13 protein-coding genes are annotated in these 13,675 nt (G+C 72.7%); 5 read left to right on the top strand and 8 right to left on the bottom strand.

Annotation, left to right across the window (positions count from 1 at the left end; translation table 11 throughout):
• The first annotated feature begins 9 nt into the window (after positions 1-9).
• The 5 genes from tal (at position 10) to pgl (ending at position 6,318) form a co-directional block, all read left to right on the top strand.
• Entirely contained in the window at positions 10-1,134 is a 1,125-nt protein-coding gene (gene tal / locus ACQPYA_RS22370) for a transaldolase (RefSeq protein WP_433529052.1), read from the top strand.
• Positions 1,135-1,185: 51 nt separating this feature from the next.
• Entirely contained in the window at positions 1,186-2,832 is a 1,647-nt protein-coding gene (locus tag ACQPYA_RS22375; RefSeq protein ID WP_433529053.1) for a glucose-6-phosphate isomerase, read from the top strand.
• A 97-nt stretch (positions 2,833-2,929) separates the two neighbouring features.
• Positions 2,930-4,444: a glucose-6-phosphate dehydrogenase gene (gene zwf / locus ACQPYA_RS22380; RefSeq protein WP_433529054.1), complete on the top strand. Its 1,515-nt coding sequence runs from the start codon at positions 2,930-2,932 to the stop codon at positions 4,442-4,444.
• Positions 4,445-4,475: 31 nt separating this feature from the next.
• Positions 4,476-5,492 carry a glucose-6-phosphate dehydrogenase assembly protein OpcA gene (locus tag ACQPYA_RS22385; RefSeq protein WP_433529055.1) on the top strand — a complete coding sequence of 339 codons (1,017 nt, stop codon included), beginning with the start codon at positions 4,476-4,478 and terminating at the stop codon, positions 5,490-5,492.
• Between the two features lie 61 nt (positions 5,493-5,553).
• The gene (gene pgl, locus ACQPYA_RS22390) at positions 5,554-6,318 is read left to right on the top strand and encodes a 6-phosphogluconolactonase (protein ID WP_433529056.1); all 765 of its coding nucleotides are present in this window, start codon (positions 5,554-5,556) and stop codon (positions 6,316-6,318) included.
• Positions 6,319-6,413: 95 nt separating this feature from the next.
• Here pgl and ACQPYA_RS22395 read toward each other — a convergent pair whose 3' ends face one another.
• The 8 genes from ACQPYA_RS22395 to rapZ form a co-directional block, all read right to left on the bottom strand.
• Positions 6,414-6,758: an RNA polymerase-binding protein RbpA gene (locus ACQPYA_RS22395; RefSeq protein ID WP_433529057.1), complete on the bottom strand. Its 345-nt coding sequence runs from the start codon at positions 6,756-6,758 to the stop codon at positions 6,414-6,416.
• 137 nt (positions 6,759-6,895) lie between these two features.
• Entirely contained in the window at positions 6,896-7,150 is a 255-nt protein-coding gene (gene secG, locus ACQPYA_RS22400) for a preprotein translocase subunit SecG (protein ID WP_433529058.1), read from the bottom strand.
• 95 nt (positions 7,151-7,245) lie between these two features.
• The gene (tpiA, locus tag ACQPYA_RS22405) at positions 7,246-8,037 is read right to left on the bottom strand and encodes a triose-phosphate isomerase (RefSeq protein ID WP_433529059.1); all 792 of its coding nucleotides are present in this window, start codon (positions 8,035-8,037) and stop codon (positions 7,246-7,248) included.
• Positions 8,037-9,314, bottom strand: a complete 1,278-nt coding sequence (locus tag ACQPYA_RS22410; RefSeq protein ID WP_433529060.1) for a phosphoglycerate kinase — start codon at positions 9,312-9,314, stop codon at positions 8,037-8,039. The genes tpiA and ACQPYA_RS22410 overlap by 1 nt, the downstream gene beginning before the upstream one ends.
• A 52-nt stretch (positions 9,315-9,366) precedes the next feature.
• Positions 9,367-10,371 (bottom strand): type I glyceraldehyde-3-phosphate dehydrogenase, encoded by a 1,005-nt coding sequence (gene gap, locus ACQPYA_RS22415; RefSeq protein WP_433529061.1) that lies wholly within the window; start codon positions 10,369-10,371, stop codon positions 9,367-9,369.
• Positions 10,372-10,637: 266 nt separating this feature from the next.
• The gene (gene whiA / locus ACQPYA_RS22420) at positions 10,638-11,618 is read right to left on the bottom strand and encodes a DNA-binding protein WhiA (RefSeq protein WP_433529062.1); all 981 of its coding nucleotides are present in this window, start codon (positions 11,616-11,618) and stop codon (positions 10,638-10,640) included.
• 54 nt (positions 11,619-11,672) lie between these two features.
• Positions 11,673-12,641: a gluconeogenesis factor YvcK family protein gene (locus tag ACQPYA_RS22425; protein ID WP_433529063.1), complete on the bottom strand. Its 969-nt coding sequence runs from the start codon at positions 12,639-12,641 to the stop codon at positions 11,673-11,675.
• Positions 12,638-13,558 (bottom strand): RNase adapter RapZ, encoded by a 921-nt coding sequence (gene rapZ, locus ACQPYA_RS22430; protein WP_433529064.1) that lies wholly within the window; start codon positions 13,556-13,558, stop codon positions 12,638-12,640. Before rapZ ends, ACQPYA_RS22425 begins: the two co-directional genes overlap by 4 nt.
• Positions 13,559-13,675: the final 117 nt, after the last annotated feature.

Here is a 13,675-nt window from a genome sequence, read left to right on the forward strand (position 1 = left end):
TTGGCGCACATGACGACCGACAGGCTGGGCGAGCTGACCGCTGCGGGAGTGGCGGTCTGGCTCGACGATCTTTCCCGGGTACGACTCTCCTCCGGCGGGCTGGACCAGCTCCGCCAGGAGAAGCACGTGGTCGGGGTCACCACCAACCCGACCATCTTCGCGAAGGCGTTGGGCGACGCCACCGAGTACGACTGGCAGCTGCGTGACCTGGCCGTCCGGGGCGTCGACATCGAAGAGGCCGTCCGCATGCTCACCACGTACGACGTGCGGTGGGCCTGCGACGTGATGCGCCCGTCGTACGACGCCAGTGCCGGCGTGGACGGCCGGGTCTCGATCGAGGTCGATCCGCGGCTGGCCCACGAGTCGGAGCGGACCGTCGCCGAGGCCAAGGCGCTCTGGTGGCTGGTCGACCGACCGAACCTGTTCATCAAGATCCCGGCGACCGAGGCCGGCCTGCCGGCGATCACCGCCACCCTGGCCGAGGGGATCAGCGTCAACGTGACGCTCATCTTCGGGCTGGACCGCTACTCGCAGGTGATGGAGGCGTTCCTCGCCGGCCTGGAGCAGGCCCGGGCCAACGGCCACGACCTGTCGAAGATCGGCTCGGTGGCCTCGTTCTTCGTCTCCCGGGTCGACACCGAGGTCGACAAGCGGCTGGAGAAGATCGGCTCGGATCAGGCCAGGGCGCTGCGTGGCAAGGCCGCCGTCGCCAACGCCCGGCTGGCGTACGAGCGCTACGGCGAGGTCTTCTCCAGCGACCGCTGGCAGGCGCTGGCCGACGCCGGTGCGCACCCGCAGCGCCCGCTCTGGGCCTCCACCTCGACCAAGAACCCGGACTACCGGGACGTGATCTACGTCGAGGAGCTGATCGCCCCCGGCACGGTGAACACCATGCCGGAATCGGTCATCCACGCGTGGGCCGACCACGGTGAGACCCGTCCGGACACCATCACCGGCGCGTACGACCACGCCCGGCAGGTCTTCGCCGACCTCGACTGGGTGGGCGTGGACATGTCCGACGTGATCGACACGCTGGAGCGTGAGGGCGTGGAGAAGTTCGAGGCGAGCTGGAACGAGCTGGCCGCCGGCGTACAGAAGTCGCTGACCGCGGCGCGCGCCGGAGCAACTGGGTGACGGAACGACCCGGCGTCCCCCACGCCGCCGCCCCGACGATGGGGCGGCGGCGTGGGTGAGCCGCTGGCCGCAGCGGCCGAGGCCGCTGGCGGGCTCGCGGTGTACGGCGCGGGGGCCGTCGACGGCGGCGCGCCGGCCGCCACCCGGCAGGCGCTGGTCGACGCCGGTGTGCCGGGCCGGCTGGCCGCCAAGGACCCGACACTCTGGGGTCCGGCGGCGGCCGGTGCCCGCGCCGGGCTCGGCTGGGTGGACACCCACCGGCGCAGCCGCGAGCTGCTCCCCCAGCTCGCCGAGCTGACCGCGGAACTGGCCGACCTGGATCACGTGGTGCTCGCCGGCCCGGGCGACGCCTCGCTCGCGCCCGAGGTCATCGCGCGCACCACCGGCCGGCCGCTGACCGTGCTCGACAGCACCGATCCGGGGCAGGTCCGCGCCACGCTCGCCGATCGGCTGACCCGCACCGTGGTCGTGCTGGCCGGCAGGTCCGGCACGGTGGAGACCGACAGCCACCGCCGGGCCTACTGGTCGGCGTTCCTGGACGCGGGGATGACCGAAGCCGAGGCGGGCCGGCACTTCGTCGTGGTCACCGACCCGGGATCGCCGCTGGAGGCAGTCGCGGCCGAGTTGGGCGCGATCACCGTGTTCGCCGATCCCGAGGTGGCCGGCCGCTACTCGGCGCTGACCGCGTTCGGGCTGGTGCCGTGCGCGCTGGCCGGTGTCCCGGTGGCCGACCTGCTCGACCAGGCCGAGGCGTTCGCGGCGACGCTGGACCGGGCGGACGGCAATCCCGGCCTGGCGCTCGGCGCCGCGCTCGCCGCCGCCGCGACGGCGGGACGGGACAAGATCGCCCTGGTGCCCGACGGCACCGGCATCGAGGGGCTCGGTGACTGGGTGGAACAGCTGCTCGCCGAGTCCACCGGCAGGGACGGCCGCGGGCTCCTGCCCGTGGTGGTCGAGTCGCCGGACAGCCCCGGCCTGACCGGACCGGACGTGCTCGCCGTCAGCTACGGCGGCGCGCTCGCCGCCGGTGCGGTGCCCGCTCCCGGCGCGGCACCCGACATCGCGGTCAACGGGCCGCTCGGCGCCCACTTCCTGGCCTGGGAGTACGCCACCGCGGTCGCCGCCACCGTGCTCGGGGTCGACCCGTTCGCGCAGCCGGACGTGACCGTGGCCGAGGGCCACACCGCGGCAATCCTCGCCGCGGATTCGCCGCCGGCACCGGCGCCGTCGTCGACCGAGGGCGCGATCGAGGTGTACCCGCCCGCCGGCGCCCCGGGCGACCTGGCCGGCGCGCTGCGGCACCTGCTGGCCGGGGTCGGCGACGCGGGCTACCTGGCGGTGACCGCGTACCTGGACCGGCAGGCCGACGCCGTGGCGGCCCGGCTGCGTCCGCTGCTGGCCGAGGTCACCGGACGGCCGGTCACCTTCGGTTGGGGCCCGCGCCACCGGCACTCCACCGGGCGGTACCACACGGACGGTCCACGGGTGGGTAGTTTTCTTCAGGTAACCGGTGCGGTCGATGTTGATCTGCCGGTGCCCGGAGAGCCGTACTGCTTCGGGGAACTTCAGGCGGCACAGGCCGCCGGCGACCGGCGCGCCCTGGCCGGTCGCGAACGCCCGCTGCTGCGCCTGCACCTGACCGAGCGGTCGGCGGGCCTGGCCCAGCTGCTCGATGCGGCCGGGTCGCTGCGGGCATGACGATGAACGATGTGGACGACCAGGATCGGGAAGGCACCGTGAGCGCGAGGAGTGAGCCGATCCTGCGAGCCCCGCAGTCGCGAACAGAGGAGACAGAGTGAACCCGCTGCGCGACCCGCAGGACCGGCGGTTGCCGCGGATTCCGGAGCCCTGCGCTCTGGTGATCTTCGGAGTCACCGGTGACCTGGCCCAGAAGAAGCTGTTGCCCGCGGTCTACGACCTGGCCAACCGGGGGCTGCTGCCGCCCGGTTTCGTGGTCGTCGGCTTCGCCCGGCGGGACTGGGGCGACGGCGACTTCGCCTCGCTGGCCCGCGAGGCGGCCAAGGCACACTCCCGGACACCGTGGCGGGAGGAGGTCTGGTCCCGGCTGGAGCACAACATCAAGTTCGTCGGTGGCTCGTTCGACGACGACGCCGCCTTCGACAATCTCGCGCACTGCCTGGAGAGCCTGCGCGACAGCCACGGCATCCACGGCAACGCGGCGTTCTACTTCTCCATCCCACCGGCGGCCTTCCCGGTGGTGCTCAAGCAGCTGGCCCGCACCGGCATGGCCGACAACGAGAAGTGCGGCGGCTGGCGCCGGGTGGTGGTGGAGAAGCCGTTCGGGCACGACCTGCCGTCCGCGAAGTCGCTCAACGACCTGGTCGACGACGTGTTCACCCGGCGGGACGTGTTCCGCATCGACCACTACCTGGGCAAGGAGACCGTCCAGAACATCCTCGCCCTGCGCTTCGCCAACAGCCTCTTCGAGCCGTTGTGGAACTCGCAGTACGTCGACTCGGTGCAGATCACCATGGCCGAGGACGTCGGGATCGGCAGCCGGGCCGGCTTCTACGACTCGGTCGGCACCGCCCGCGACGTGCTCCAGAACCACCTGCTGCAACTGCTCGCCCTGGTCGCGATGGAGGAGCCGACCAGCTTCGACGCCGACGAGATCCGGGCCGAGAAGCTCAAGGTGCTCAAGGCCATCACCCTGCCGAAGGACGTCGCGCAGGGCACCGTACGCGGGCAGTACCTGCCCGGCTGGGTCGGTGGCCAGCGGGCCAAGGGCTACCTGGAGGAGGACGGCGTCCCGGCGACCTCGACCACCGAGACGTACGTGGCGGTCCGGCTCGGCATCCAGAACCGCCGCTGGGCCGAGGTGCCGTTCTACATCCGCGCCGGCAAGCGGCTCCCGCGCCGGGTGACCGAGGTCGCGGTGATGTTCAAGCAGGCCCCGCACCTGCCGTTCAACCCGGCCGACATGGAGATGCTCGGCAACAACCAGCTGGTCATCCGGGTCCAGCCGGACGAGGGCGTGGTGCTCAAGTTCGGCTCCAAGGTGCCCGGCACCACGATGGAGGTCCGCGACATCGCGATGGACTTCCAGTACGGCGAGGCGTTCACCGAGTCCAGCCCGGAGGCGTACGAGCGGCTGGTGCTGGACGTGCTGATCGGCGACCGGACGCTCTTCCCGGACGCCGCCGAGGTCGAACAGAGCTGGGCCGTGGTGGACCCGCTGGAACACGCCTGGGCGGGTACGAAGCCCGAGAACTACCGGTCCGGCGAGTGGGGTCCCCGGGCCGCCGACGAGATGCTGGCCCGCGAGGGCCGGGCGTGGCGGCGGGCGTGACCGCGCACCCCGAACGAACCAGGAGGCTCCGTTGATCGGACTGTGGGACACCACCGGCAACGAGGTGGTCAAGGCGCTCGGCGCCGAGCGGCGCAGCGCTGGCGGGGTGGCCAGCGGCATGGCGCTGACGCTGATCGTGGTGGTGGACGAGAAGCGGGTCCGCGAGGCGGAGGCCGCCGCGACGATCGCCGCCGCCGCGCACCCGTGCCGGCTGCTGGTGGTGGTCCGCTCCGACGTCGACCGGGATCGCAACCGGCTGGACGCGGAGATCGTGGTCGGCGGGCGGCTGGGCCCGTGCGAGGCCGTGGTGATGCGGATGTACGGGCGGTTGGCGCTGCACGCCGAGTCGGTGGTGATGCCGCTGCTGGTGCCGGACGTGCCGGTGGTGACGTGGTGGCACGGCGAACCGCCGGACGAGATCGCCACCGACTTTCTCGGGGTGGTCGCCGACCGGCGGATCACCGACGCCGCCCAGGCGGCCGACCCGATCGAGGCGCTGCGGCAGCGTGCCCGGGACTACGCCCCCGGCGACACCGACCTCGCCTGGACCCGGATCACCCCGTGGCGCACCCTGGTCGCGGGCGCGTTCGACACCACCGAGGCGCAGCTCACCGAGGCGGCGGTGGCCGCGCCGCCGACCGACCCGACGGCCGCGCTGATGCGCGGCTGGTTGCGCAGCCGGCTGGGCATCAAGCCGCGCTGGGAGCGGACCAGGGAGTTCCCGCGCATGCGCGAGGTGCAGCTGCGCTGCGCCAACGGCGACGAGCTGACGCTGACCCGGGACGACAGCGTCGCCGTGTTCCGGCGCAGCGGCCAGGAGGACCGGATCCTGCCCCTGGTGCGCCGGCCACTCGGCGACGAGTTGGCCGAGGAGCTGCGCCGGCTCGGCCCCGACCAGGTGTACGCGGAGGCGCTGGCCGCCTTCGCCGGGCTGACCAACCTGGACCGGCGGCCCGGCCAGCGGGTGCACGTCTGGAAGGACCCGGCCACCGCCCAGCGGGCCGAGGCCGGCGTCAGCGCGCACCCGAGCACGAGCACCGGATCCTGACCGTTCCCGCCCTGCCGACGATGGCACGACACCGACCGCTGCGCGGTCTCGGAAGGACAGCATGAGTGAGGCGAGTGTCGCCGTCCACGCCGACGCCGACCTGCTGGCACAGGCCGTCGCCGCCCGGTTGGTGGTGCGGCTGCTCGACGCGCAGGCCGCCCGCGGCCAGGCGTCGGTGGTGCTCACCGGCGGCCGGATCGCCGCGGCGGTCTACCGGGCGGTGACCGCGTTGCCGGCCCGGGACGCGGTGGACTGGTCCCGGGTGGACTTCTGGTGGGGCGACGAGCGGTTCCTGCCCGCCGGTGACCCGGATCGCAACGAGACCCAGGCGCGGGCGGCACTGCTCGACGCGCTGCCGGTGGACCCGGCCCGGATCCACCCGATGCCGGCCTCCGACGCCGGGGCCGACCCGGAGGAGGCCGCCGCCCGGTACGCGGCCGAACTCGCCCGGGCGGCCCGGCCCGGCACCGCCGTGCTGCCCCACTTCGACGTGCTGATGCTCGGCGTCGGCGAGGACGGGCATGTCGCCTCGGTGTTCCCGGAGCACCCGGTGCACTACGAGAGCCGACCGGTCAGCGCGGTGCGGGGCAGCCCGAAGCCGCCGCCGGTGCGGATCACCCTCACCCTCCCGACGATCAACAGCGCCGAGGAGGTGTGGCTGGTGGCCAGCGGCGCGGACAAGGCCCACGCGGTCGGCATGGCGCTGGCCGGCGCCGGCCCGGTGCAGATTCCGGCGGCCGGCGTGCAGGGCACCGGCCGGACCCTCTGGCTGCTGGACCGCGCCGCCGCAGCCTCCGTCCCCACCCGCCTCCGCAGCCTCCGCTGAAAGGAGGGGCCCCTTATTAACGCCTGGTGAGGTAAAGGGGCCCCTTCTTAACACCTAGAAGCAGCGCGCGCCGGCTGCCGGCGAGCGGTGCGGGCTCAGCGGGCGCCTCGGCGATGCCGTAGGGCGGCGAGGGCCTCGGCGAGAATCGCCTCGCCCTCCGCGTCGGTACGCCGCTCCTTCACGTACGCCAGATGGGTCTTGTACGGCTCGGCCCGGGCCCGCCCCGGGGGATCCTGCGCGTCCTGGCCGGCCGGCAACCCGCAGCGGGTGCAGTCCCACACGGTCGGGGCCTGGACGTCGGCGACGATACGGATGTCGGTGCGGTGCCCGTTGCGGCACCAGTAGCTGACCGACCGGCATGGCACCGGCCGGTGACGTTCGGGGTGGCGTGGGGGCGCGGACCCGACCCGGGCGCCCCGGATGACGTTGCCGTTCGGCACGGCGCTCGCTCCTGTCGTCGGAGGGGACCGCCGTCGAGGGGTGGACGGCGGGCGACGCGGTGCAGCGGGTGAAACGGACTGCGCGCGGCCCGTCGAGTGACGGACCGCGCGCAGATTGTACGACTAGACGGGCCTGCTCAGACGCCCACCTGAAGCCGGATCCAGAGCCCGAGCCCGACGATGCAGGCGAACCAGACAATGCCCACCAGAACGGTGTAACGGTCGAGATTCTTCTCGGCCACCGACGAGCCGGCCAGGCTGGAGCTGACGCCACCGCCGAACATGCTGGACAACCCACCGCCCTTGCCGCGGTGCAGCAGGATGAACATGGTGAGCAGGATGCTCGTGATGACCAGCAACACGATCAACGTGTAGGCGAACCAGATCGGCATGGCGGGGGTCAGTCCTCTCGTTACGATCCTCGCCCGGGCAGTTCGGGCACGGCGGCACCGACCGGCGGACGGGCGGAGTCAAGGATAGCGAGCGATCAGCCGGTGATGTGCTCCGGGAACCGGCAGATCTTCGCGAACTCCTCGGCGTCCAGGCTGGCGCCGCCCACCAGGGCGCCGTCCACGTCCGGCTGGGCCATGATCGCGGCGACGTTCGACGATTTCACCGACCCGCCGTAGAGGACCCGGACCTGCTCGGCGGTGCCCTGGTCGAAGGTCTCGGCCAGCCGGGCCCGCACCGCGCCGCACACCTCCTGGGCGTCGGACGGGGTGGCCGTCTTGCCGGTGCCGATCGCCCAGACCGGCTCGTACGCGACCACGACCTTGGTGACCTGCTCGGCGGGCAGTCCCTTGAGCGCCGCGTCGAGCTGGTCGGAGCAGTGCGCCACGTGCCCGCCCTGCTCGCGGACCTCCAGCCCCTCCCCCACGCAGAGGATCGGGGTGAGGTCGTTGGCCAGCGCGGCCTGCACCTTGGCCCGCACCTGGGCGTCGTCCTCGTGGTGGTAGGCCCGCCGCTCGGAGTGCCCGACCACCACGTACGTGCAGCCCAGCTTGGCCAGCATCGACCCGGCGATCTCACCGGTGTAGGCGCCCGACGCGTGCGGCGAAAGGTCCTGCGCGCCGTAGCCGATCAGCAGCTTGTCCCCCTCCACGACGGTCTGCACCGTGCGCAGGTCGGTGAAGGGCGGCAGGACCACCGTCTCCACCTCGGTCAGCTGCTTCTCGTTGAGGCTGGCCGCCAGCTTCTGCACCAGCAGGTTCGCCTCAAGGTGGTTGAGGTTCATCTTCCAGTTGCCGGCCATCAGCGGCCGGCGGGGAGCGCTCGCCATCAGTTCTCCAGGGCCGCGATGCCGGGGAGGGTCTTGCCCTCCAGGTATTCCAGGGATGCGCCGCCGCCGGTCGAGATGTGCCCGAAGGACTTCTCGTCCAGCCCCAGCGCCCGCACCGCCGCGGCCGAGTCACCACCACCGACGACGCTGAACGCCTCGGACTCGGCGATCGCCTCGGCCACGCCACGGGTGCCGTTGGCGAAGGCCGGCATCTCGAACACGCCCATCGGGCCGTTCCAGAAGATCGTCCGGGCGCCACCCTGCCCCTGCGAGCCGGTCTTCAACGCGGCGGCGAAGCCGGCCACGCTCTCCGGGCCGATGTCGAGCCCGACCCGGTGGCTCGGGATGCCGTTCGCCGGGACCACGTCGTGCGCGGCGTCCGGGGCGAAGGCGTCCGCGGCCACCACGTCGACCGGGAGCAAGATCTTGCCCTCGGCACGCTCCAGCAGGTTGCGGCAGGTCTCGACCATCTCCTCCTCCAGCAGCGAGGAGCCCACCTCGTGGCCCTGCGCCTTGAGGAAGGTGAAACACATGCCGCCGCCGATGAGCAGCCGGTCGACGGTGGGCAGCAGCGCCTCGATCACGGCGAGCTTGTCGGAGACCTTGGAACCGCCGAGCACCACCACGTAGGGCCGCTCGGGGTTGCCGGTGAGGGTGGAGAGAACCTCCACCTCGCGCAGCACCAGGCGACCGGCGACGTGCGGCAGCCGCGCCGGCACGTCGAAGACGCTGGCGTGCTTGCGGTGCACGGCGCCGAAGGCGTCGTCCACGTACGCGTCGGCCAGCGCGGCCAACTGGTCGGCGAAGGCGCCCCGCTCGGCCTCGTCCTTGCTGGTTTCCCCCTTGTTGAAGCGGAGGTTCTCCAGCAGCGCGACCTCGCCGTCGGCGAGCCCGGCCACGGTGGACCGGGCGGAGTCGCCGACAGTGTCGGTGGCGAAGTGCACCGGAACCCCGAGCAACTCGCCGAGCCGGGCGGCGACCGGACCGAGGCTGAACTGCGGATCCGGCGCGCCCTTCGGCCGGCCCAGGTGCGAGCAGACGACCACCTTGGCACCGGCCTCGGTGAGCGCCCCCACGGTCGGCAGCACCGCCCGGATCCGGCCGTCGTCCGCGATCCTCACTCCGTCCAGAGCGCCGCCCTGCGGCGCGGAGGCGGAGTTATGATCGTTGATGGCGCCGGTCTGCTTGTCGAGCGGGACGTTCAGGTCGGCGCGCACCAGCACGCGCCGACCCGACACCCCCTCGGCGAGCAGGTCGTCGAGGGTCCGGATGCTCACAGAGCTACCCTTCCGTTCGTGACTGCGGAGCTCGCAAGCTCGCTCCTCACACTCACAGCGACTGACCCACCAGCTTGACCAGGTCAACGAGGCGGTTCGAGTAGCCCCACTCGTTGTCGTACCAGCCGACGACCTTGACCTGGTTGCCGATCACCTTGGTCAGCGGCGCGTCGAAGATGCACGACGCCGGGTCGGTGACGATGTCGGCAGAGACGATCGGGTCCTCGTTGTAGACCAGGATGCCCTTGAGCGGGCCGTCGGCGGCGGCCTTCAGCGCGGCGTTGACCTCGTCCACCGTGGTCTCCCGGCCGACGGTCACGGTGAGGTCGGTGGTGGAGCCGGTGGGGATCGGCACCCGCAGCGCGTACCCGTCGAGCTTGCCCTTGAGGTCCGGCAGCACCAGGCCGATCGCCTTCGCCGCGCCGGTCGAGGTCGGCACGATGTTCAGCGCGGCGGCCCGGGCCCGGCGCAGGTCCTTGTGCGGCGCGTCCTGGAGGTTCTGGTCCTGGGTGTACGCGTGGATGGTGGTCATCAGACCCTGCTTGATGCCGAACGTGTCGTGCAGCACCTTCGCCATCGGCGCCAGGCAGTTGGTGGTGCAGGAGGCGTTCGAGATGATGGTGTGCTTGGCCGGGTCGTACTGGTCCTGGTTGACGCCCATCACGACGGTGACGTCCTCGTTCTTGGCCGGCGCCGAGATGATGACCTTCTTCGCGCCGCCGTCGATGTGCGCCTTGGCCTTGGTGGCGTCGGTGAAGAAGCCGGTGGACTCGATCACGACGTCGACGTTCAGGTCACCCCAGGGCAGGGCGGCCGGGTCCCGCTCGGCGTACGCCTTGATGGTCTTGCCACCGACGGTGATCTCGTCGGCGGTGGCCTTGACCTCGTACGGGAGCCGGCCCAGGATGCTGTCGTACTTGAGCAGGTGAGCGAGCGTCGCGTTGTCGGTCAGGTCGTTGACGGCGACGACCTCGACGTCGGCGCCGGACGCCAGCACTGCCCGGAAGAAGTTACGGCCGATCCGGCCGAAGCCGTTGATGCCAACCCGGATGGTCACAGGTCCCATCTCCTCGCGTTCTGGTCCGCCGGCGTGGAGACCCTCGGCCGGCGAAGTGGTGTGCGCCGACCGTTGGAGCCGGCCGTTGACGGTTCATCTCGGCCACCCCGCCGCGGTCCTGAGGGACCTTGACCGCCCGAGGCGGTGGGTACGGCGGGGAGCGCCGCTGCCGGCCCCCTTGCCGTACTCAGCGACCATATCCGAGCGCACCGACCCGTGCCGCGCCGGGTGGTGGCCCTCCCGCGCCGTGGCGACCCACCGTCCTATCAGACCACGAGCATGTCGGGCGTGACGGCCGCTTCGGTATCCGGGATGCCCAGGTCCCGCGCCCGCTTGTCGGCCAGCGCCAGCAACCGGCGGATCCGCCCCGCGATGGCGTCCTTGGTCAGCGGCGGGTCGGCCAGCGCGCCCAACTCCTCCAGCGACGCCTGCCGGTGCTCCAGGCGCAGCCGACCGGCCGACGTCAGGTGCTCCGGCGCGTCGTCGGCGAGGATCTCCAGGGCCCGGGTCACCCGGGCCGCGGCGGCCACCGCCGCCCGCGCCGAACGTCGCAGGTTGGCGTCGTCGAAATTCGCCAGCCGGTTGGCGGTGGCCCGCACCTCGCGGCGCACCCGGCGCTCCTCCCAGGCCAGCACGCTGGCGTGAGCGCCGATCCGGGTGAGCAGCGCGGCGATCGCGTCGCCGTCCTTGACCACCACCCGGTCGACGCCCCGCACCTCACGGTTCTTCGCGGTGATGCCGAGCCGGCGGGCCGCGCCGACCAGGGCGAGGGCCGACTCCGGACCAGGGCAGGTGATCTCCAGGGCGCTGGACCGGCCCGGCTCGGTCAGCGAGCCGTGCGCCATGAACGCGCCCCGCCAGGCCGACACCGCGCAGCAGACGTTGGCGGCGACCACGTGCGGCGGCAGCCCGCGCACCGGCCGACCCCGCACGTCCAGCAGGCCGGTCTGCCGGGCCAGGGCCTCGCCGTCCTTGACCACCCGGACGATGAAGTGGCTGCCCTTGCGCAGGCCGCCGGAGGCCAGCACGTGAATCTCGCTCGGGTAGCCGTAGACCTCGGCTATCTCCCGCCGCAGCCGGCGGGCCACCGCGCCGGTGTCAAGCTCCGCCTCCACCACCACCCGGCCGGAGACGATGTGCAGCCCACCGGCGAACCGCAGCAGCGCCGCCATCTCCGCCCGCCGGCAGCAGGGCTTGGGCACGTCGACCCGACTCAGCTCGTCCTTGACCGCAGCCGTCATCGCCATTGTGCGTCCCCTCACGGACCGGTTCCGGCGTGTCGCCGGAGATTACGTACGTGTCTAACGATCGGCACCCAGTACGGGCACCAGGGCGGCGCCCAGGGCGGCCGGATCATGACGGGGAGTACCGTCGTCGACCGCGACGGGGGCGAGGACCAGTCGGGCTCCCAGCGATTCTGCCGCACGGTCGACGGGCTCGGGGTCGCCGACCGCCTTGGCGTCGGCGAGCACGAAGTCGACGGCCAACTCCGGCAGGTACCAGCGCAGCGCCGCCAGGTGGTCGGCGACGGAGAGGCCGAGGGTCTCCTTCTCGGCGGCGAGGTTGAGGGTGACCAGCCGCCGGGCCGGGCTGGCCAGGATCGCCGCCGCCAGCTGCGGTACCAGCAGGTGCGGCAGCACGCTGGTGTACCAGCTGCCCGGCCCAAAGATCAACCATTCGGCCGCGCCGATCGCGGCGACCGCCTCCGCGCACGCCGCGGGCGCCTGCGGGGTGAGCCGCAGCGACTCGACCCGCCCGGTGGTGACCGCGACCTGGTGCTGGCCGCGCACCGTGCACACCTCGTCGGGGCGGCCCGGGTCCGCACCGCGCACCCGGGCCTCGATGTCGACCGGCTGGCAGGACATCGGCAGGACCCGGCCGACCGCGCCGAGCATCGCCCCGGCGTGTTCCAGGGCGGCCACCGGGTCGCCCAGCGACTCCATCAGCCCGCAGAGCACCAGGTTGCCCACCGCGTGCCCGGCCAGCCCGTCACGGCCGCCGTCGGCCACCTCGGCGAAGCGATGCTGGAACAGCCCGGCACTGCGTCGGGTGGCGGGATGGTCGCCGGCCAGCGCGACCAGCGCCTGCCGCAGGTCGCCCGGGGGCAGCCCGCCCCGCTCGGCACGCAGCCGCCCACTGGAGCCGCCGTCGTCACCCACGGTCACCACCGCGGTGATGTCCAGATCCAGCTCCGGGGCGCAGCGGCGCAGTGCCCGCAGCGAGACGGAGAGGCCGTGCCCGCCGCCGAAGGCCACCACCCGGATCGTCATTCCCGCCCCAGGTCCCGGTGCTGGGCGTTGGCGGCCAGCCCGGCACGGCGCAGCCGGGCGGCCAACTCCTCGGCGATCGCCACGCTGCGGTGCTTGCCGCCGGTGCAGCCGACCGCCACGGTCAGGTACCGCTTGCCCTCCCGCTCGAAGCCGGCGGTGGTGGCGTTGACCAGGTCCGCGTACGCGGTGACGAAGGCGTTCGCGCCCTCCTGCCCCAGCACGTACGCGCTGACCGCCTCCTCCCGGCCGGTGTGCTCGCGCAACTCCGGCACCCAGTACGGGTTGGGCAGGAACCGGGCGTCGAGCACGAAATCGGCGTCCGGCGGCAGGCCGTACTTGAAGCCGAAGGAGATCACGGTCAGCCGCAGCCGGCGGGCGTCCTCCCCGCCGAACAACTCCTCGATGCGCCGGCGCAGCTGGTTGACGTTGAGGTGGCTAGTGTCGATGATCACGTCGGCCTGGTCGCGGGCCTCCTCCAGCAGGCCCCGCTCGACCGCGATACCGTCCGCGAGCCGCCCCTCGCCCTGCAACGGATGCGAACGCCGCACGCTCTCGAACCGCCGGATCAGCACCTCGTCGTCGGCGTCCACGAAGACCACCCGGGGGGCGTAGCCACGCTCCTTCAGCTCCCGGATGGCCTCGGCCAGGTCCGTGGAGAAGGCCCGGGACCGCACGTCCAGCACCATCGCGGTACGCCGGGCCGCGCCGCCCGCCTTCACGGCCAGCTCGGCCATGTCCAGCAGCAACGCCTGCGGCAGATTGTCCACCACGTAGAAGCCGACGTTCTCCAGCGCCCGGGCCACGGTGCTGCGTCCGCCACCGGAGAGCCCGGTGACCACGACCAGCGTGGTGTCCGTCTCGCCCGCCTGCTCGCCGGGTACGCCGGCGCGGTGACCGGTCGTGTGCCCCTCGCCCACCCATCAACCCCCAAGCCGTGGCGCCGCGGTCGGTACCGACCGGGCATGGACAAACAGCGACTCTAGCTCGCCGCTTCCCGGCCCGGCGGTACGCACCGCCGCCACGCCGGCCACTGC

The organism is Micromonospora sp. CA-263727, assembly GCF_050942455.1.
In the GTDB taxonomy this organism is placed as follows: Bacteria; Actinomycetota; Actinomycetes; order Mycobacteriales; family Micromonosporaceae; genus Micromonospora.

What these genes read in the sequence shown, in the direction of transcription:
- tal (WP_433529052.1), top strand. Translation starts at nt 10, where the DNA reads ATGACGACCGACAGGCTGGGCGAGCTGACCGCTGCGGGAGTGGCGGTC.
- pgl (WP_433529056.1), top strand. Translation starts at nt 5,554, where the DNA reads ATGAGTGAGGCGAGTGTCGCCGTCCACGCCGACGCCGACCTGCTGGCA.
- secG (WP_433529058.1), bottom strand. Translation starts at nt 7,150, where the DNA reads ATGCCGATCTGGTTCGCCTACACGTTGATCGTGTTGCTGGTCATCACG.
- tpiA (WP_433529059.1), bottom strand. Translation starts at nt 8,037, where the DNA reads ATGGCGAGCGCTCCCCGCCGGCCGCTGATGGCCGGCAACTGGAAGATG.
- whiA (WP_433529062.1), bottom strand. Translation starts at nt 11,618, where the DNA reads ATGGCGATGACGGCTGCGGTCAAGGACGAGCTGAGTCGGGTCGACGTG.
- ACQPYA_RS22425 (WP_433529063.1), bottom strand. Translation starts at nt 12,641, where the DNA reads ATGACGATCCGGGTGGTGGCCTTCGGCGGCGGGCACGGCCTCTCCGTC.